Here is a 20,650-nt window from a genome sequence, read left to right as displayed (position 1 = left end):
TAAAGATATAATGAAGATTCAAGTTATTCGTGATTAAAAGGTTAACTTAAATGCTATACAAAAAAGGTTTTGATCTGATAAAGGCATATCCAACTGAATTTTCAGAAGACATTGTATCGGTAAGATATAGCGGGCAGACAGAAGAATTCCGCTTCACCTTCCCAGAGAAAAAAGTTGAACACATTATAATAAATTTATGTCCCTCTGAACCATGGGCACTTCCTCATTGGACTGTCATTAAAGGCAATACGACAAATTTTTTACAAAAACTGGAGAAAGTAAGATCAGTATACTTTCCTGATTCAGAGTGCCGTATAGTCGTTGACCGTGGTGAAGATGATCTTATTAATGATTTGATACGGTACGGAAAAAAGAGAGAGTGGCTGCATACATATAGCATGAAACCCATATATCCTTATGATGCACCTGTGCTGATGATAAAGAATGTACTTGGATTGAAGACCTCTTTTGGCGAGAATACCATTGAACATGGAGTCCTTTTATTAGAACCACAATCACTTATTGGTATTTATGAACACTATATACTGAAAAAAGATAATACCGTACGTCTTATACCTGTCTCAGGAACCGGTTTAATTGAAAACAGGATACTCAAGGTAAAAACAGGTACTCCAGTTGAAACTGTTTTAAAAAAATATATCAGGACCGATATCAAATATCGCGTCTTTTTTGATGGACCACTGAACGGAATTGAGGTCGAGGACCTGACTCAATCGATTGACTGGTTCGTAAAGAGTATTGTAGTAATGGAGGAGAGAGACTATAAAACACCATTACATTTCATGAAGAGCAAAGAACTGCACTTTACGACAAGCCTGATGGGAGAGTTGAGACGCTGTGTATACTGTAATTTTTGTGATAATATTTGTCCCGTTGATCTTGAGCCAGCTCTCTACTGGCACAGTTATTCACGAGGTGAAAAACATAAGGCACGTAATTATGCATTGGAGAAATGTATAGAATGCGGGCTATGTAGTTTTATATGTCCTTCAAAATTGGAACTGCTCCATATTATTAAGGAATGTAAGTCTGCATGCTAGGCAGCTATCCTGGTAAGAACCACATTCAACTCCGCTCATGATGATGTTACATTGAATACCTGGAGATCTCATACTGAGCTGAGTCGTTGTGTTGTCAAGAGTGAAAGACTATACTTCAAATTGCCCTTAAGGGTAAATAACAAATGAAAATTATTAAGAGTATTGAAACATTATTAAATAAAAAGTTAAACAACACAGAAAATTTTGTCCAATCAAGCCCGAAGGTCAATTTCCTGTTCGGTGCACTTTTTGAGGCGTGTGATGGTTTAATCAGAAGCACAAAAGACACAGCCAAGGCTCCTCCGTTCATTCGGAGTAGTTTGGATGCCAAACAGTACATGGGCGGTGTTCTTGTAGCACTTTTTTTTGGATGGATTGTGCCTGCAATATACTTTTATGGATTTTTATGTGTTGTTCCAAAGCTCATTGTATCGATAGTGATTGGGGTGTTTGTAGTAGACGTGGTATGGGTAATTCTGGCCAGAGAAGAGAGAATCAGTGAAGGTGGGTTTGTAACCTGCTTCTTTATCCCCGCTTTATTACCGCCACAGGCGCCTCTCTGGCTGATCGGAGTAGGGGCGGCGTTAAGCATACTGTTCAGGAATATACTTGGTGGGGTTGGTCATAATCTTGTCAACCCTGCACTGCTAGGTCGCCTGTTGTTAACAATATGCTTTCCATCATTAGTAGTTATTGGATGGCAGGAACCATTTACAGGGACGCATGCTTTGCATTCTTTAATTCACGGAGTTGACGCGGTAACACATGCAACGCCCTTGATGGCTTATAAAGAGACAGGTGAAACCGCATCATACTTTTCTTTTATGTTTGGTTCAAATACCGGCTCCCTTGGAGAAACATGCAGGATATCCATAATTATAATGGGAGTATGGTTATGTTTTAAAAGGATTGCAAACTGGAGAATTCCTGTTGCGTATTTAGGAAGCGTATTTATCTTTTCTGCGGTTTTATCTCTTGTTGTCGGAAAAACCGTAGCTCCTCCCATTTTTCAGCTACTGAGCGGAGGTCTTATATTCGCTGCTTTCTTTATGGCAACAGACCCGATTACAACTACATACAGTCAGGTCGGTAAATGGATTTTCGGTATAGGTTGCGGTATTGTTACGGTTGTAATCAGGAGTTTTACACCAATACCGGAAGGTATAATGTATGCAATACTACTTATGAATCTCATAGGAATTCCAATTCAATCCCTGATACTGAAGATAAAATACAGATAATTAATAAATTTGAAGTGAGTTAACGTTATAATAAAATGAATGAGTTTAAAATAATATTAATCAGAGTTTTTTCTATTACTCTTATTACCGCTATACCTTGTGCCATTTTGTTGTCACTGTATTTCGTAACATCAGAAAAGATAGCCGAATACCATGAAATTAAACTTAAAAGATCAGTCCTTGACATTTTTGCTATTCCCTATCATTCAAAAGAGAAGCAATTTTTTGGTATTAAACAGATGAAGATTGATAAAGAGGATGTACGAAAGGTTTTCAGTGAGAATATTAGCAGAAAAAACACATCAGATATTCATTCTCCGAAACAATCAGCTGATCCGCTGAAAATGTATAAAAAAGGAAAAGAATTGTTCCTCTATTACAAGGAAGGAAGTCTGGAGGGTGTAGGATTTATTACTACAAAACTTGGTTATGGTTTCAACAAAGCTGCAGATATTTCTCTTTTTATCTGTGTCGGACCTGATTTGGAAACTATTAAAGGAATAGAGGTTTTAGACCATACGGAAACACCCGGCCTTGGTGGAAGAATGACGGAAAACAAATTTAAAAAGCAATTTGTCGGAAAAAAACTGAGACCCAGATTGTTGCTGGTCAGGGGAAGAAAAACAGTAGGCCCAAATGAGGTACATGCAATTACGGGAGCTTCGTATACAAGCAAAGGGATGGAAAAAATCATTAACGAAGCGATGAAAACCTTCTGGCAGGAAATGGAGGCAAAAAGCTTATGAATATGCTGCCAAGATATATCAGGTTAATATCTAAGTTCTTTTTACGAGATAACTATATAATATCAGCAGCCGCAGGTCTTGGTTTCTGCTCTGCCCTGGCAGTCACAAACAAAATGGAAAACTCTCTCACAATGGGAGTTGGTGTAGTTTTTGTAACCTGTCTCAGCTTCTGCCTTGTATACCCTTTTAAGAAACTCATTATCACAACCGGCACTCATCATAAAATTACCCTTTTGATGATCATTATATCTGTTTTCGTAACAATATTTAACCTGATCGTCCAGGCAACGATTCCCAGAATTGCCTTCAACATAAAAGCATATATAGATCTAATTACAACAAACTGTATTGTCCTTGCCGTGATCGCCGAAGGATTGACATTTGGATTCTGGGATGCGCAGAAGAAGATATTGAAGGCATGTCTCGGCTACTCTATAGCACTCATTTTCCTCGCACTGATGAGAGAGCCTCTCGGGTTTGGAACGTTATTGAATTTCCGGATACTCCCGGAAAGTTTTCCCGTTGTAGTATTAATGATAACACCGGTAGGCGGTTTCTTTGCCCTTGCTTTGTGGCGTTTTATGCTGAGGCCACTGTTTGTCAAGACGGGTGTTGTATATCAGGAAAATGTATTAGAGAAAAAAGAGGAGGTAACAGAGGTTGAAACTACTGAGAGAGAAAAGAAGCCGGCATTTAAAATGTCAGGAAAGCTCATCATAATCATTGTCTTAGGTGTTCTTCTCATCGTAAGCCTTATAACAAATATAAAAGCGGTTACTTCCCTGAACAATCAGTTTCAAATTCTTCTTCCGATATTCCTGAGTGCTCTTTTCTTTGACGGTATTGTCCTCAGCAAGCTCCTGGGAATATGTCCGTTGCTTAATAAGTCCAGGCAGGTTGACTCCGCGTGGAAGATGGGGCTGGCGGTAGTTATCGTAGTGACACTGTCCACAAGCCTTAACTGGTTAGTTTATAATAAAATATTAATAGGGGCCAGTAATTACCTCTCTTCAATTTCTCCGGTCCCCATACGGCTCGAAAGAATATTTTATCTAACGGTATTTATTGTAACCATTGCAACATTTGTACAAATCCTGGGAGTGCTCCTCAGGCGTTTTGCAATAGAAACATACCAGCAAATGGGACAATTCCTGGAGCTGATTACCGTCAACTGCATTGTTCTTGCCAGTTCCACGTTTACCATACCTCCCGGCCTGTCTTTTATGGCGACAACGGTAACCGCATTTGGTTTTGGGCTTCACTGGTTAATGGTATGCGTATGGCTTGCTTTATTGAGGCGTCACAAACTTTTTGTGCCCTGTAATACATGGGATGAAGACTCGGTTGCCATACTGCTTCTCGGGATAATGGCGGCAATCTTTACCGGTATAGGTGCAATAGCAATTTTCTGAACTTTTTTGTATACCCAATGTGGTGTTTAGCTTACACTGGGCCGTGATATATGACCCTCTTTGGGGAAATTGTAATGGTATAAAATGATCACATCTATATTACTAAGTATCGTTATTATCATCATAATTATGTTAGCCATGGCAGGGCTCAGCGAACTTACTTACCAGTACTTTGGCAAAGGTAAGAAACGGAAGCTTGTTATACACAGCGATGACGATTTCGAAAAAAAACTCAATATTGAGGGTGGAGACAAATTGCTTAACACCCTTCAGAACAAAGGATACAATATTCCATCAGGTTGCGGCGGAAACGCGACATGCGGGCAATGCAAGATAAAGTTATATACCGATATGGGAACATATTCACCAACAGAAACCTCTCTTTTTGATCGTAAATCAAGAGAAGAGACAAGACAATTTCTTGAGAAAGGAATAGGTGACGGATATACCAGATTATCATGCCAGGTAAGGGTAGACAAAGATATTGACATTTTTTTGCCAAAGTCTACCTTACAGGTCAAGAAATATTCAGCCCGTGTAATCAAGAAAGTAGAATTGACGTCCGATAAGTGTGAAATAAGTTTGCGGCCACTGCGAAAATTCAATTTTAAGCCAGGGCAGTATATACAAATTTGTTTGCCGGAGGATTATGTAGAGCAGCATTACAAAAAGTATGGTGAGCAGATAGCCTGTTTTTGCAAAGAGACTGGCAAAGAGTATAAGCCCTTTACCCCCGGAATTGATCTCTATCGCGCTTATTCAATAGCGACGATAAGGTCTGACATTATAAAGCTGATTACAAGAGTAGCGCCAATAAATCCACGTTTGCAGATAGAAAATGGTGGGGTACCCTGCATGGGACCAAGCTGTGTAAAAGAGTACTTCCAGGAGAAATCAATCTGGAACTTATGGGCGGGTGAGAAGGTCAGGTTTACCGGCCCTTATGGCAATTTCTTCCTGAAAAAAGAGAAACATAAAGCCGTCTTTGTGGCAGGAGGGGCAGGACTTGCGCCTATATTAGCGCTTCTCGACCAATGGTTCGCAGAAGGGCGTAAAGAGAAAGTATACTTCTTCCTGGGTGAAAGAAGATTTCAGGATATTCCCATGCGTTATATATTGAAGTGGCTCCATCGACATAAAACAGATCATAACTTTAAATTCATACCTGTGTTGTCCGGTGCGTTCAGGGGAGATAATCCGGCGGAATTAAATGATATTGACAAGGAGTGTTTCTCAGGCATATCAGAAGAACACCAAAATAGTATCATAAAACACGGTATGATTGACAAAAGTGGAGAGAAGTGGCTTGGCCAGGTTGGTTTTATAGGCCCATTGTTAACAAGTTATCTAAAACACGACGATCCTAAAACAACATTTTATCTGTGCGGTCCTGCCCCGATGACGGTAACGGTAATAGATTCTGCTGCCAGCAATATCGGATTGAAAAAGGATAATGTATTATTCGATGATTTCACTGGAACTCTAACTCCATCTCTCGACTTAATATATCAGAAACTTCTGATTTCAAAAATGTTCAAACAGCTCGGTTTACACCATGCCGATAGAGATATAGAAAAAATGACGAATATCCTGATCATTAAATTGATACTGAGAGATAAGATCGATGAAAGTTACATTTTCTTAGATAAAATAAGGGAAATTTTATCACAACAATCAGATAAGGAATACTGCCTGAATAAATTATTTAATGAATATGAATAGGCGACAAGCCTCTCTTTCGAGAGGATTCCAGAACTGGAGTCCTCTCGAAAGAGAGGCCTGTTCTCTAAATTATTAGTATCTGTGACGTCCAGAATATATTCACAGAATTAGAAATATTAGTTGATTTTATCTATTATTCCAATTAACATATCTAACCTTACAACTATCTGTTCTCAATAAGTTAAGGAACCTCTCCTCTTCCCCGGACAAATAGTACCGATGACTTTAATCCTCTCATTGAGAAGGAAGGGAAATGGGGTGGTCAAAATAAAAAATATTCCTTAACTTATTGAGAACAGCTCAAATATTACTAACAAAGATTTATAGAGACAATATATAGGAGCATGAATAATGTTACTTCAGGACAAAACAATTCTCATTGCCAATATTTCCGGCAAACGCAGCACTGGTTGGGCAATAGCACAATCTTTCGCGCAACATGGTGCAAAGGTTGCATATACCTACCAAAATGAAAGGTTTGGCAATGAAGTCAGGAAGCTTTTCGAACCTTTAGACTCAATAGATGTTGGGGAGTGTGATGTCACATCCGATGAAGATATCGACAAACTTATTGAACGATTAGGCAACAAAGTTGATGCCCTGGACGGATTGGTACATACTCCAGCATTTGCAAAAGAAGAGGATCTCTCTAATGGTTTTATCAACACATCACGTGATGGGTTCAAGCTCGCTCTGGATATAAGCTGTTACTCTTTAGTTGCGTTATCAAGGAGTGCATTGCCATTGATGGAAGTACGCGGAGGGTCTATAATAGCTCTTTCATATATTGGTGGAGAAAAAGCTGTTAAGAATTACGATGTAATGGGTGTTGCCAAATCAGCGCTGGAATCAAGTATTCGCTATTTAGCGGTTGATTTAGGTCCAAAAAACATTCGTGCCAATGCGATCTCTGCAGGTCCGATGAGAACTCTTGCTGCCAGGGGCCTGAAGAATTTTTCGGATATGTATGAAGGCATGAAAGACAAAGCCCCTTTGAAACGAAACATAACGACGAGTGAAGTCGGTGGCACCGCCGCTTTTTTATGCAGTGAATTAGCAAGTGGCATTACCGGAGAAGTTCTTCATGTTGACGCAGGATACCATGCAGTAGGTGTATAAGTTGAATAGATCAGGATTAAGGAAGCTCCTGACGCGCCTTATCGCAGTACACTAAATTTCATCTGGAACAATAAAAAGATTTTAGACCGTTAACTGCTTGACAGAGTTTAAATTATTAACTGTATTGAGAGGAGAATAATTATGAAAAAAATTGAAGCATTTATTCGACCGGAGAAACTCAACATGACCCAGGATTCCCTCAAGGAAGCGGGATGTGAGTGTTTAACTGTATCAGAAGTAAAGGGACATGGCCATCAGAAAGGAGTAAGCGAAGTGTGGAAGGGAAAGAAGTTCAATGTTGATCTGCTACCAAAGGTCAAGATTGAAATTGTTGTTCCTGATGAAGATCTTGATAAAACAGTACAGACCATTATGGAAGTTTCTCAGACCGGCAGTATTGGAGATGGAAAGATATTTGTTTATGATGTCATGAACGCATACCGAGTCCGCACTGGTGAACAGGGAGATACTGCGGTATAAGAAAAATTGTTTGAAAAAATATGGTTCTTTAGTTTTAAAACGCTATATAATCAAAAGAAACTGGATTATTTCTATAAACTCAAAATTGCAGATTAGGGATTGGACTTGATAACAGGTTCAAAAAGTAGTATTAGTCACTTAACAAAAATATTTAAATATTGAAATCAGAAGCATCCGGTTAGGTTTTTGCGTATACCGCTTTTGTCATACCCGCCCGCCTGTACCTATTCGGGCAGGAATTCCTTTATCGGGTATCTATGTGACTCGTTCAATCTGGATTCCCGCTTAAAGCATGCGGGAATGACAGTTTTGGAGCATTAATTTGCAATATGCAAAAACCTAACCGGATGACGCTGATATGGAATAAAACTATTCTGATATAATCTCTTTTAATTATCTCTTGATCTCTTGACGATCAAAATACATACATTATCAAATTTCCTATCATGTAAGAAATAAATTCTATTTCACCTTTTCTTTTTAACACTGTTTTTTTCTTAAACCTCTCCATCGCAACGGTATTGTACTTTTAAATCTTGATTTTATACACTATTTAGGATTAAATCGTGATAGATGGAATTGCCTTATTGAAAAGTACACGACTTTAAAGATCATGCAGAGGAGTAATAATGGAAAATCCTATAGACCGAAAATACACGAAAGAACATGAATGGGTTAAGATCGACGGTGATATTGTAACCATAGGGATTACAGACTTTGCCCAGGAGCAACTTACGGATGTAGTGTTTGTGGAATTACCTGAGACAGGTAAACAGATTGAGCAGAACGGTAACCTCTGTGTTGTTGAAAGTGTGAAATCCGTAAGCGATGTTTTCTGCCCCATAAACGGTGAGATAGTGGAAACTAATAATGTCCTTGAGAGTTCACCTGAACTTGTTAATAAGGAGCCGTTCGAAGGGGGCTGGATAGCAAAATTAAAAGTAAAGGATAAAGTTGAGTTGGATAAGCTTATGAGTGCTGAAGAGTATAATAAGTTCCTTACAGGGATTGAATAAATGGACTATATATCAAATACAGATAATGATAGAGCATTAATGTTAAAAGATATTGGCGTTCAGGATGTTATGGATCTGTTCAAAGATATTCCGGATAGTCTTATTCTTCGCAATCCATTACGAATACCCGACCAGTTGTCAGAATTTGAACTTTTACGTGAACTGGAAAATATCTCAAAAAAAAATAGAAGACATGTCTCTTTTCTAGGTGGTGGCAATTACAATCATTATATTCCGTCAACAGTAAACGCTGTAACATCGCGAGGTGAATTCAGCACTGCATACACCCCTTATCAACCTGAAATTAGTCAGGGAACTCTCCAGGCCATATTTGAATACCAGAGTATGATCTGCGAGTTGACGGGTATGGATGTTTCCAATGCTTCTATGTATGATGGCGCTACCGGCCTTGCGGAGTCAATGATACTCTCGACAAGGATAAAAGGGAAAAAACAGGTGCTTGTATCACATGCATTAAACCCGTTATATCGTGAAGTCCTGGAGACATATGCCAGGGCTAGTGAAATCAGAATTGTAGAGGTGGATATTAAAGATGGCTTAACTTCTGATTTTAAAACAGATGGATCTGCAGCGATAATAATCCAAAACCCTAATTTCTTTGGCTTAATTGAAAACCTTGACGGGATCAGAAAAAAAGCTGAAGATATATTACTCATTACGTCAACGACAGAGCCCTTAAGCTGGGCAATACTGAAACCATTCTCAGAATATGATGTTGATATTGTTACTGCGGAAGGGCAATCTTTTGGCAATCCAATGAATTTTGGGGGGCCAGGACTGGGTATCATTGCTGTTAAACAGGATTATGTAAGACAGATTCCGGGGAGACTTGCGGGAGAAACCGTTGATATACATGGCAAAAGAGGCTTTGCGCTTACTCTCTGTACAAGAGAGCAGCATATAAGGAGAGAGAAAGCAACTAGTAATATCTGCACGAACGAGGGACTCTGTATGCTTGCTGCATCGGTATACCTTGTTACTTATGGAAAGAATCTTGGCAAACTTGCGAGGTTAAATAATCAACTGGCCATTTACTTTGCAGACAAATTAAACCAGATTGAAGGTGTTGATCTGGTTTTTGATAAGCCTTTTTTTAACGAATTTGTTGTAAGGATCCGTAAGGATATTCAGTCAAAAATATCTCATATTGAAATTGGTATCTCTTTAGAAAAATATTATCCGGATCTTGAAAATTGCTATCTGGTTTGCTGTACGGAGATGACACCAAAAGAATACATAGACAGGGTTTTAGATGAAATTACTCAATGAAAAATCAAAAGAGGGAAGTAGTTCATTCAATATAAGTGAATTAGACATACAAACTAATATCCCGGAGAATTTAAAGAGGATCGATCTGAATATACCTGAACTCTCTGAAGTAGAGATAATCAGACATTACACAAATCTCTCTAAATATAACTTTGGCGTGGATAACGGCCCCTATCCGTTGGGTAGCTGCACCATGAAGTATAATCCAAAAATAAATGAGGTAGCAGCTAAAATCCCGGAATTTAACATACACCCTTTGTCACAACACAATAAAGGAACACTGGAAATAATACATCAGTTACAGCAGTACCTTTGTGAGATTACTGGAATGCACGCCTTCTCAACACAACCTGCTGCCGGAGCACACGGCGAATCAACAGGAATAATGATAATGAAAGCATGGTTTCAGAAGTTAGGTGAGAGGCGTACAAAGGTCATAATTCCAGACTCCTGCCATGGTACAAATCCAGCTTCTGTTTCACTGTGCGGGTTTGAGCCACTTCATGTAAAGTCAAGTTCAAGCGGTGGGATTGACCTTGACGATCTGCGGCAAAATATGGGCAAAGATATTGTGGGTATTATGATAACAAATCCGAATACATTAGGAATATTTGACGAAAATATTCTGAAAATTACAAAAATAATTCATGACTATGGAGGGCTGTGTTACCTTGATGGCGCCAATATGAATCCAATGCTGGGAGTAGTCAAACCGGGAGATTTCGGGATAGACATAGTACATCTGAATCTGCATAAAACATTTTCTACACCTCATGGCGGGGGAGGCCCAGGTTCCGGTCCTGTTGGTGTCAAGAAAGAGCTGGAACCGTTTCTGCCGAATCCCAGGATTATTAAAAAGAACGAAAAACTGGGATTTGAACAATCAAAAGATTCTATCGGAAAAGTACACTCTTTTTACGGAAATTTTGGAATTCTTCTCAGGGCTTACTCTTACATCAGGTCTATCGGGGCTTCAGGTTTAAGAAATATTGCTGAAAATGCTGTACTGAACGCAAATTATATGAAGGAGAAACTGAAGGAGCACTATCATCTGCATTATGACCGTATATGTCAGCATGAATTTGTAATAGATGACAGCTTGATGCCAGACGGCGTAACAACAAATGACATTGCCAAACGTCTTATGGATTTTGGTTTTCATCCGCCAACTATCTATTTTCCACTAATCATCAAAGGGGCCATGTTGATTGAACCTACAGAAACAGAGTCAAAAGAGAATCTAGATGCATTTATAGAAGCAATGAAGGTAATTAAAGAAGAGGCAGAATCCGATCCCGAGAAACTGACAAAGGCCCCACTGAAGGCGCCAATTGGAAGGATCGATACTGTCCATGCTGCAAGGAAACCCAAATTAACATGGCATTCCACATAAGACGTAGACATCATCCGGACTGGCTTAAAGTGAGAATTCCTTCCGGTATAACCTACAATCGAATAAAGTCTACTCTGAAAGAGAATAATATAAACACTGTATGTGAAGAAGCAAAATGTCCGAATATTGCAGAGTGCTATGGGAGAGGTACCGCGACATTCCTGATAATGGGTGATGTCTGCACCAGGAAATGTTTCTATTGTAACATCCGTACCGGTCGGCCGGAAGAGTTGGAAAAACAGGAGCCCCGAAAAATTGCAGAAGCTATTAAAAATCTTGGTCTGAGTTACGCGGTGATAACCTCAGTCACAAGAGATGATCTTCATGATTCAGGTGCAGAACATTTCTATAATACGGTAATTGAGATTCGAAAGCTCTCACCTGAGTGTCAGATTGAGATACTGACACCTGAATTCAAAGGAGATTTAAAACTATTGGAGTGTGTCCTCGATTCAAAACCATACATCTTCAATCATAATATAGAGGTAGTACGGGACCTCTTTCCATGTGTACGACCAGGAGGGAGTTACAATCTTTCTCTAAAAGTATTAGAACATGCGGGTAATTACCTGTCATTGATTAAATCCGGCTTAATGATTGGGCTGGGAGAAACAAAGGAACAGATCCTGGAAACATTACATGATTTAAGGAGAGCAGGCGTTGTAATCCTGACTATCGGACAGTATCTTCAGCCGGGAACAGATTTATCAGAAGTAATAAAATATTACACTATCCGGGAATTTAATGAGTTAAAAGAAGAAGCATTAGAGATGGGGTTTTCACATGTTTTTTCCGGACCACTTGTCAGGAGCAGTTATCACGCGAATGAGATAACGCGGCATAGCCTCAAAACAAGTTTGAAGTGCCATAAGTAAACTAAAGTGCTTAAAGTTAACAAGAACGTTCACAGAACTTTAGCTCATTTCAAACTTCCTGTCCGACTTTGTCATTCAAGCGGGTAGTAACTTTTCACTTGTTCACAATAAAATGGATTTTATCGACACAGGATTTAATGACGCCTATACAAATATGGCAATAGACGAGATACTTCTCTCTTCGAAAGTACCAGTCCTTAGATTTTACCAATGGGAGCCAGGTGCGGTTTCGATTGGCAGGTATCAAGATGTGCATGAAATAGATCTGGAATATTGTGCTGAAAACAGTATTGATGTTGTCAGGAGAATTACGGGAGGGAAAGCCGTTCTTCACGAAAAAGAACTTACCTATGCCTTTATTGTTGATAAGGAAATGATGCCCAGGTCGATTGTAGAATCATATAAGATTATCAGCAGTGCTATAACTCAGGGTTTAAGAGCTTTAGGGTTAAAACCGGAAATGAATAAGTTGAATACCAGAAACAGAGATAATCCCGTTTGTTTCCAGGAGACATCATTTAATGAACTCACAATCAACCGGAAAAAATTTGTCGGTAGCGCCCAGGTAAGGGTCAAAGGAAAACTACTTCAGCATGGTTCAATACTGACCGGAATCAATACTGAAAAATATTCAAATTGTTTTAATCAAAAACCGGAAACTGATGATTTAATGAAGAAAATCACATACATTGAAATACCTGAGAAAGAGTTGAGGGATTCAATAAAACACAGTTTTTCCAGATATTTCAACGCAAGCGTTAATGATAGGAATTTGTATAACAGAGAAAAGTTAGAGGCTCTGGAATTAGCAAGAAAGAAATACAAATCAGATAGTTGGAACAGTTGTTCAAAAAGAAAATTTTATCTTTCTACACCAGAAACAAAACCTGAGGGTCTCAGAAAAAAATAACTTCCCAATTTTTCCGTACTCAGGTTCAGGATCGATTTGTTCGATTTGATTGAACTCAACCACAAGCGTAACCTAAGTTACGCTGAGGATTCAGTGAGTGAAGATCGGATAAAGATGGCCTGAAAATGAGAAGCTTTTTTCTCGGACCCTAAGTCAGCTCTTTTTTCATTTCGTCTTCATAAAGGGGTGACATTTGCCAGCATCTGTCTATTACTTTTGGTAGTGTCTCAAGGAAATAATCAACATCTTCTTCCGTGTTATCTTTTCCAAGACTTACGGTAATTGATCCGTGACATACGTCCGGAGGCACACCTATAGCTGTAAGAACGTGAGATGCCTGAAGATCGGGTGAGCTGCAGGCAGAGCCACTCGCAATGGCGATACCTTTATAATTTAAAAATAAAACAAGTGATTCTCCTTCTGCAAAAGATATCCAGAAACTAACGTGTCCGGGAAGTCTTTGTGTCAGATGCCCGGTAAAATGGAGATATTTTATCTTTTCAGGAAGTGCATTGATGATTTTGTCACGAAGTGGGATAAGGTGTTCTATTCGTGAAGTCATTTCCGTTTTGGCAAGCTCAGCAGCCTTACCCATTCCGACAATTGCAGGTATGTTGTCAGTACCAGGCCTGAGGCCGCCTTCCTGAGCTCCACCTTTTATTATAGATACAATTTCAGTTCCCTCTTTTACATACAGGGCTGCGATACCTTTTGGGCCATAAAATGTGTGTGAAGTCAGGCTTAAAGAATCTACACCAAGCTCTGTAACATTTACCGGGATAACTCCTGCCGTTGCAATCGCGTCGGTATGGAATATGAGGCCCTTCTCTTTTGTTATCTTGCCTATCTCCTCTACTGGTTGGATTACCCCTATCTCATTATTTGCATGCATTATAGAGACAAGGAAGGTGTCCTTGTTTATAGCTTTGGCAACATCTTCAGGGTCTATCAGGCCATCTTTGTTTACCTTGATATATGAGACCCTGAAACCCTCTTTTTCGAGTTCCCGTGCAGTGTATAAGATTGAGTAATGTTCAACTTCTGAAACAATTATGTGTTTTCCTCTATCTCTGTTTGCAAGGGCCAGGCCTCTTAAAGCAAGATTGTTGGATTCACTTCCCGTAAAGGTAAAGATTATCTCCTCCGGTTTGGCATTAATCAGGTCGGCAACTTTTGCCCTTGATTCGTCGACAGCTTTTTTTGCTCTGAGTCCATATGAATGAAGGTGAGAAGAGGGATTACCAAAATTTTCTGTAAAAAAAGGCAACATCTCTTCTACTACTCTCGGATCAGTAGGTGTTGTTGACATATGATCCATATAAACTTTTCTCATTTTGCATTCCCTTCTGTAACTTCCAGTACTGTTAAATCTCGACCTTCACGATTCTCATAAGTATTGTAGTTTTCAAATTAAATGTTTAATAATTCACTGCAGTGAACTATTTCTTACTTTAGATTCTTTCTAAATGGATATGTCGTACTTTGCTATTCCTGTAAAGTCATTGGTTGTCCACAACACTCTAACGTACCGGCGCCACCTTCTTTTACTTCAACTATAGCACCACATATTTCACATTCATATACTTCATTAGTTTCTGTTGGCATGTTTCTATTCTCCTTTATACTAATTGTTAGTGTTTACTGTTCTCGTTTTCTACTCCATTTACAATATTGGATATGAGTGATTTCTTATTTCAATACTATTGACTATACTAATAATTGCCCCGCGGTTATGAGGAAATATTCACCTACTCCAATCATTAACCAGCCAAAAAATTTCTTGATAATCACACTCCAGTTCCCACTTTTTGGCAGACTTGTCATAAAACCGGCAAAAGTACCTGCGAGTATTAAGAGAGTACCTAATCCTATGGAAAAAACAAAGAGCAGGCTTACACCGTAGGCAACCTGCTGTTTTGCTGCAACAAATGTCAAGACTACACCCAGTACGGGTGCGGTACACGGTGCGGCGACCGTACCCGCAAGAAGTCCAACCAGAAAAGCACCGATGCGGCTACCACTCTTATTTCCAGTTTGTCTGCCAGCAAGAAAAGATGGCATGGGTATTGTAATGACATCCAGCATTGACAAACCTAAAAAGATAAAAACATTGGCGATAACGATGTAAAGTATCGGATTTGTGCTGGCAGATCCGAAAAACTTACCGGTCAAAGCCGCGAATGCTCCAAGTGCAGAATATGTTACTGCCATTCCCAATACATAAAACAGCGAGAGGGAAAGGCCCTTCAGTTTAGAATCACCACTACGCCCCCCTATATAAGCGATTGTTATCGGTATCATCGGGTATACGCAGGGAGTGAAGCTGGTAAGCACACCACCAAGAAAAACAGCAATGAAAGCAAGAAACGGTGATGAACTAAGGTAACCTTCCAACCCTTGTAGAAAACTGTCCATATAGTTTATTCCCTAAGACTATTTTGCTACACTTATAAATGTGAGAAATATAAATATTTAACAAAAAAACTATATCATTCAAATCTCTTCAAGTTTTTGCTTAAGTTTGCTCTTGCTTGTGACTCCCACCATTGTTTCCTTCACTTCACCATTACTGAAAAGTATGAGGGTAGGCACAGACAGGACACCATATTTTACCGCCAGATCTTTATTCCCTTCTACATCTATATCTACTTTTACAAATTTGACCTTCCCATCAAATTCCTCAGCTAATTGGCCAAGAATAGGGCCCTGTGTCTTGCATGGGCCACACCACTCCGCGTAAAAATCAACCATGACAGGCGTACTCGCCTGAATGACAGTTTGTTCAAAATCTTCGTTTGTTACTGCCTGTAAGCTTGACATTATCTTACTATTCTCCTTTCATAATGTTCTTAAATTCTATTGCATCTTGCTGTTACAGTCAATGAGGTTATCATTTTGAGGCTTGAAGCTGCCTGCTCTGAGAATATCTTTGTGGCAGATAACCTTCTTAGATGACTTAAGTTAGAAAACATATCTCTTCTAAATGTACTCATTTCATTCTATTCTGTATTATAGAAAAATCAAGCAAAACTTGAACTATCCTGTAATACGTGATTTATTGTTGATACAAAAATCCTGATCACATCTCTTTAAGGCATCAGTGTCATTGAGCAGATTAGAAAAATAACAACACTCAGCTACTATCAACAAGAAGTTTTTGGCGTCTTGCCGAAAATACCAGAGATAATATTAGCAAAGATTCAATTGGAGCAAACTGTAGTGAAATAGACAATTAAAAGAACTACTAACTCTAAACTCAACATCTATTGCCTGTTTATGGTTATGCATTCTGGAACCTCAATTCCTAATTTAATCTGATATGGGATTATTTTGAAAATTATTATTCTAATTTCATCACCAATCGTAAGATATTTTTGTGGGTAGGCCGTAACTACTTTTAACGCATTAATACATATTTTGCTCTGGTCTTTCTCTATATCTAAGACTCTTATCGATAAGTCATTACCGATTAGTACACTTTCTCCAACTTCTAAGCTTATTTTTTGTAGTATATTTTTCCGTACTGAATCTGTCATAAGCGTGAATTTAAATTCTTGCCCATTGTCTACGTCAAAGATTACACCTGCTTCCCTATACACCATGATACTCATTCCTTCGTCTATCAACTTTGTATCACTACATTCTATTAGTTGTAATTCTGCGTCAGATGCTTTCTCGTAAAACCCTTTTTCGAAACCCGGAGCAATTATATAATCAATTCCTGAAGTCTTGATCATTGTCAGCATCTCGTCTTTAAAACCATTTTTGTCTAAGTTGTTTTCAACAACTAAAACACGGTTTTTCAATTGAACATCTTTTGTCCAAATATCATATATTATTTCGACGGTACTAATATCTTTTGAAAATTCAAAAACTTTTATTTGATCATTTGGTTTATCCTTCGGCTTGACATTGACAGGTGGTTTTTTGTTTGATCTGGATTTTATCAGATCACTTAATTTCTTCTTATACTTTTGCAGATGGCCTATTTTCTCGTCCTGCTTCTCACTCAATGCTTCTTTTGTTTCATTTTCGGCAACCAGTTTTTTCTTGTCTTCTTCATTGTCACACAGATTTTTTTTAACTTCAGATTTGCCAGGTGACTTAATCACTTCTGGAATTATGTCAGATAGCCTTGTTTCTTCTTCCACTTTGTCATTCAACTTGTTTTCAATCCCCTCTGCTTCAGTCTGTTCTTTCACTACCTGCACTTTGTCATTCAGCTTGTTTTTAATGTCGTCTGCTTCAGTCTGTTTTTTCTCTGCCTGCACTTTGTCATTCAACTTGTTTTTAATGTCATCTGCTTCAGCCTCTTCTTTCTCTGCCTCCACTTTGTCAAACCACTTTTCATATGTATCCATATTTAATACCTTTCTTATATAATCATATATATAACCTACAATATAAATATAATCGTATAATCAATTAATTGGGGGACACTATACCTGATATAATAGACTTATAGAAGACGATATCATAATAACTATTATTTTTCGATTTTTATTTCATTACATCATTTATCATAAACGTAAAATCATAGCTGGTTATTTTTCCGTCGCAATCAATTGGCAGGATCAATTTAAAGGTTGAACCTTTTAAGGCCTTACCTTTTCCTTCAAAGCTGTATCTTGGGAAGAGAGGTTCCTTCAGGTTGTCTATATTGTACGCTGACATGGGTGAGTGATCTGGGCCCTCTCCTAAGAGAAAGTGTGGCCAATCATTTATCCAGACATGTCCCATTATTTCTGTTCCCGGCCTTATCCTCATTGGAGTCGCATATCTTAGATTACTTTTATAGGATCTTACCTCTGATACATAATCATAACCATAATGAATGATGTAGGATTCACCAATATGGTCTATAAACTCAGCCTTATCTCTAATAAGATCTATATTACAATCACTCTTGTTTTTTATTACTACCTGTATATTTTCAGCAGACGGTATAAATGAAAAATGAACATCTTGATCCTCAAAACTCATCGTTTCACTTTGTGGATCAATAAGGGAAAAACTATAACGGTAAGGTGCATGTGAGCAACCGATAACGATGCATAAACAACTAATGATTAGTTTGTATTTTATTTTAAACAAATTATTCATCTATTACCTCAATACTGACGCCACACTACCCGCAGACTTTACCTGCTATATTCTAAAAAGTTAAAATGTATTTCTTTTTCATTATATCACAAATAATCGTGATATTATAGTTTAGTAAAAAGGTATGATGCTTCACATTACACTTGAAATATGAATAGTGTTTAAAAGAAATGTTGAAGTAAAAAGGCAAAAAACAAAGACACGAATTTCACGAATTATCACGAAAAGGGGAAAGCTCTGGCCACAACCCCTACAATAATAGTCGGGCAGGGATTTTCACAGATATCCTCGGATAAAAACAGCAAACCGGACTTGACAAAAATGAGTTTTTGTATGATTTATTTGGATGCAAGTAGGGAGGCAACAAGGGGATTGAAATTCTAAAGGCAACATGCAGTCAAGAAGAGACTTGACCAACTCTACAATTGGAATAAGTATTTTAAACTAGAGTTAAATACAGATTAAGGGGCGTGAAACCCAAATTATCTTTTGCGTTTATAATTCAGGTAAATTCAAAGATTTAACAATCTTTTTTGCTAGTTTGTTGGGGATCTCATTGTGTCTGGGAATTGCTTCTACATGACCTGTATTTGGATTGCACCATAATGAGTGTGAACTTCCTTCTCTTTTCAGAAAACATCCATATTTACGCAGATGTTTAAGTAGTGCATACCTTTTCATTTTATTGTAACAACTTCCTTTATTGCATTCTCTGGTATGCCACTTAAAACATCGTTTCTACGTTCTTCAAGAATTAAGGAGATGGCTTGAGCGAGATTTTCTCTACACTCATCGTGTGACTTGCCTTGACCATTAGCTCCTGGGATCTCAGGGCAGTATGCAATATACCAATCTTCATCTTTCTCAATAATAGCAGTAAATTCATTATGCATCTACACTCTCCATAGAAAACTCCAATGAATAATATATCGATTAACAAATAGTAGAACAGCAACCTGTCTTTGTCAATAGAATATGCTAAATATGAAAAATTGTTCACCGCAAAGCACGTTCTCGGAACAAAATGTTCCGAGGGCAAGAAGGAGTGGATAATAGGATGCGGATAAGCGTAGATATAAGACAGATAATACAATAAAGTAGCAGGGGGCAAGCAAGAAGTGAGTAACAGACACGAATTTCACAAATTTACACGAATGCCTAATCAGCCACTTGTTTTAGAGGCAAATAAAAAAGGACTCAGGAGGTTGTCCTGAGTCCTTTTTTATTTGGTAGCGGAGACAGGATTTGAACCTGCGGCCTCATGGTTATGAGCCAGATCAGAGACATAACATGAAATAAACAGAAATAAGTAAGGCGTTATTATTGTTGGCTTTACGGCTATTCGGTAGTAACGTCTTACTTGCTGTTTTCTAGTGTTTTCTGCTGTTTTGTTAGAAGAAATTGAACCGGTGATACCTTTCATGTTCGGTACCCTTGTCAGTTCCGGCAGATTTGCGTGTCACCGGTCTCTTTTCCCTTGATTTTAATGATTACCGAAGTATTATTAGAAATGAATTGCAACAATATACGGATATACAATAAGGAGGTATATAATGCTTACTATACATCAAAAGGTTGTAAAAGATGTTAATGGAAATCCTACGGAAGTAATTATCCCATGGGAGGAATACAAAAAAATTGAAGAATCATTGGGGCTTGATCTTTCTCAAGAAGCAATTGAAGATCTTAAGCATGCAAAAATTGACAGAGATAATTCTAATAAAGATGCTTATATTGATTTAGAGTCAATTTAAATGTTTAAAGTTATTGTCCACAAACGAGCTCTCAAATACCTGAACAAACTCACTTCATTTAGAAAAGCCAAAATTAAAGAATTATTAACTGAACTTATCGATAATTCTATTCCAGCGTGAAGATGTAAAACCGATGTTTGGAGAATGGAAAGGATATTTCAGAATCCGAATAGGAAATATAAGATTGATATTCTGGGTTGATCAAGTGAAGAAAATTATCTATGTAGATCATATCGGACCACGAGGGGATGTATACAAATAAATTGTTCCAGGTTTTCATATAAAAATGATATTAACCAGACGTCAAGAGACTAGCTTCTCAATTTTTTTTGGTATAGTTACAACTATTTTAGCCTGTTTTGATTTGCCTACTTGGTTGTCAAAGGCTAGTTGCCATAATGCATTCAAGTGGAAGGGCTGAAAGGTAATACTAAGTCACCAGGATTTATTTGTCAATAGATCAGGTTTGTAGAGACAGGAATAAAAAATTACATTTTTGCATACTTTTATAGTAAGGGATACATGTAA

At 38.2% G+C, this 20,650-nt stretch carries 21 protein-coding genes; 13 read left to right on the top strand and 8 right to left on the bottom strand.

Annotation, left to right across the window (positions count from 1 at the left end; genetic code table 11):
- Window positions 1-50: 50 nt before the first annotated feature.
- The 12 genes from SCALIN_RS07950 (at window position 51) to SCALIN_RS07895 (ending at window position 13,265) form a co-directional block, all read left to right on the top strand.
- On the top strand, window positions 51-1,061 hold the full coding sequence (locus tag SCALIN_RS07950) for a 4Fe-4S dicluster domain-containing protein (protein WP_096893979.1): 1,011 nt from the start codon (window positions 51-53) through the stop codon (window positions 1,059-1,061).
- A 143-nt stretch (window positions 1,062-1,204) separates the two neighbouring features.
- Window positions 1,205-2,302 (top strand): RnfABCDGE type electron transport complex subunit D, encoded by a 1,098-nt coding sequence (locus SCALIN_RS07945; protein WP_096893978.1) that lies wholly within the window; start codon window positions 1,205-1,207, stop codon window positions 2,300-2,302.
- Window positions 2,303-2,337: 35 nt separating this feature from the next.
- Window positions 2,338-3,048: an RnfABCDGE type electron transport complex subunit G gene (locus SCALIN_RS07940; RefSeq protein WP_096893977.1), complete on the top strand. Its 711-nt coding sequence runs from the start codon at window positions 2,338-2,340 to the stop codon at window positions 3,046-3,048.
- The gene (locus tag SCALIN_RS07935; RefSeq protein WP_096893976.1) at window positions 3,045-4,460 is read left to right on the top strand and encodes an Rnf-Nqr domain containing protein; all 1,416 of its coding nucleotides are present in this window, start codon (window positions 3,045-3,047) and stop codon (window positions 4,458-4,460) included. Before SCALIN_RS07940 ends, SCALIN_RS07935 begins: the two co-directional genes overlap by 4 nt.
- A gap of 84 nt (window positions 4,461-4,544) precedes the next feature.
- On the top strand, window positions 4,545-6,182 hold the full coding sequence (locus SCALIN_RS07930) for a 2Fe-2S iron-sulfur cluster-binding protein (protein WP_096893975.1): 1,638 nt from the start codon (window positions 4,545-4,547) through the stop codon (window positions 6,180-6,182).
- Window positions 6,183-6,533: 351 nt separating this feature from the next.
- Window positions 6,534-7,301 carry an enoyl-ACP reductase FabI gene (locus tag SCALIN_RS07925; protein ID WP_096893974.1) on the top strand — a complete coding sequence of 256 codons (768 nt, stop codon included), beginning with the start codon at window positions 6,534-6,536 and terminating at the stop codon, window positions 7,299-7,301.
- A gap of 141 nt (window positions 7,302-7,442) precedes the next feature.
- On the top strand, window positions 7,443-7,781 hold the full coding sequence (locus SCALIN_RS07920; protein ID WP_096893973.1) for a P-II family nitrogen regulator: 339 nt from the start codon (window positions 7,443-7,445) through the stop codon (window positions 7,779-7,781).
- Window positions 7,782-8,410: 629 nt separating this feature from the next.
- A complete protein-coding gene (gene gcvH / locus SCALIN_RS07915) occupies window positions 8,411-8,797 on the top strand; it encodes a glycine cleavage system protein GcvH (RefSeq protein WP_096893972.1) in 387 nt (128 codons plus the stop codon).
- The gene (gene gcvPA, locus SCALIN_RS07910) at window positions 8,798-10,087 is read left to right on the top strand and encodes an aminomethyl-transferring glycine dehydrogenase subunit GcvPA (RefSeq protein ID WP_096893971.1); all 1,290 of its coding nucleotides are present in this window, start codon (window positions 8,798-8,800) and stop codon (window positions 10,085-10,087) included. It begins immediately after the preceding gene.
- Entirely contained in the window at window positions 10,071-11,480 is a 1,410-nt protein-coding gene (gene gcvPB, locus SCALIN_RS07905; protein ID WP_096893970.1) for an aminomethyl-transferring glycine dehydrogenase subunit GcvPB, read from the top strand. The genes gcvPA and gcvPB overlap by 17 nt, the downstream gene beginning before the upstream one ends.
- Window positions 11,465-12,355, top strand: a complete 891-nt coding sequence (gene lipA / locus SCALIN_RS07900; protein WP_096893969.1) for a lipoyl synthase — start codon at window positions 11,465-11,467, stop codon at window positions 12,353-12,355. The genes gcvPB and lipA overlap by 16 nt, the downstream gene beginning before the upstream one ends.
- 112 nt (window positions 12,356-12,467) lie before the next feature.
- On the top strand, window positions 12,468-13,265 hold the full coding sequence (locus SCALIN_RS07895) for a lipoate--protein ligase family protein (RefSeq protein ID WP_096893968.1): 798 nt from the start codon (window positions 12,468-12,470) through the stop codon (window positions 13,263-13,265).
- 148 nt (window positions 13,266-13,413) lie between these two features.
- On the opposite strand, the gene SCALIN_RS07890 is transcribed toward SCALIN_RS07895, so the two are convergent.
- The 8 genes from SCALIN_RS07890 to SCALIN_RS07855 form a co-directional block, all read right to left on the bottom strand.
- Window positions 13,414-14,598, bottom strand: coding sequence for a cysteine desulfurase family protein (locus SCALIN_RS07890; protein ID WP_096893967.1), 1,185 nt, complete (start codon window positions 14,596-14,598; stop codon window positions 13,414-13,416).
- 152 nt (window positions 14,599-14,750) lie between these two features.
- Window positions 14,751-14,870, bottom strand: a complete 120-nt coding sequence (locus tag SCALIN_RS07885; RefSeq protein ID WP_096893966.1) for a desulfoferrodoxin FeS4 iron-binding domain-containing protein — start codon at window positions 14,868-14,870, stop codon at window positions 14,751-14,753.
- Window positions 14,871-14,972: 102 nt separating this feature from the next.
- Entirely contained in the window at window positions 14,973-15,680 is a 708-nt protein-coding gene (locus SCALIN_RS07880) for a protein-disulfide reductase DsbD family protein (RefSeq protein ID WP_096893965.1), read from the bottom strand.
- 78 nt (window positions 15,681-15,758) lie between these two features.
- Window positions 15,759-16,085, bottom strand: coding sequence for a thioredoxin (gene trxA, locus SCALIN_RS07875; protein ID WP_096893964.1), 327 nt, complete (start codon window positions 16,083-16,085; stop codon window positions 15,759-15,761).
- Window positions 16,086-16,528: 443 nt separating this feature from the next.
- Entirely contained in the window at window positions 16,529-17,626 is a 1,098-nt protein-coding gene (locus SCALIN_RS07870) for a carbon storage regulator (protein WP_096893963.1), read from the bottom strand.
- 139 nt (window positions 17,627-17,765) lie between these two features.
- Window positions 17,766-18,368 carry a hypothetical protein gene (locus SCALIN_RS07865; protein ID WP_133111757.1) on the bottom strand — a complete coding sequence of 201 codons (603 nt, stop codon included), beginning with the start codon at window positions 18,366-18,368 and terminating at the stop codon, window positions 17,766-17,768.
- Window positions 18,369-18,863: 495 nt separating this feature from the next.
- Entirely contained in the window at window positions 18,864-19,049 is a 186-nt protein-coding gene (locus SCALIN_RS23855; protein ID WP_096893961.1) for a type II toxin-antitoxin system HicA family toxin, read from the bottom strand.
- Entirely contained in the window at window positions 19,046-19,261 is a 216-nt protein-coding gene (locus SCALIN_RS07855) for a type II toxin-antitoxin system HicB family antitoxin (protein ID WP_096893960.1), read from the bottom strand. The genes SCALIN_RS23855 and SCALIN_RS07855 overlap by 4 nt, the downstream gene beginning before the upstream one ends.
- 660 nt (window positions 19,262-19,921) lie before the next feature.
- On the opposite strand from SCALIN_RS07855, the gene SCALIN_RS07845 reads away from it, so the two are divergent.
- Window positions 19,922-20,122, top strand: coding sequence for a hypothetical protein (locus SCALIN_RS07845; protein WP_096893958.1), 201 nt, complete (start codon window positions 19,922-19,924; stop codon window positions 20,120-20,122).
- Window positions 20,123-20,650 lie beyond the last annotated feature (528 nt).

This window comes from Candidatus Scalindua japonica (assembly GCF_002443295.1).
GTDB classification, from domain to species: domain Bacteria; phylum Planctomycetota; class Brocadiia; order Brocadiales; family Scalinduaceae; genus Scalindua; species Scalindua japonica.
This window is presented reverse-complemented; position numbering and strand designations above follow the sequence as displayed.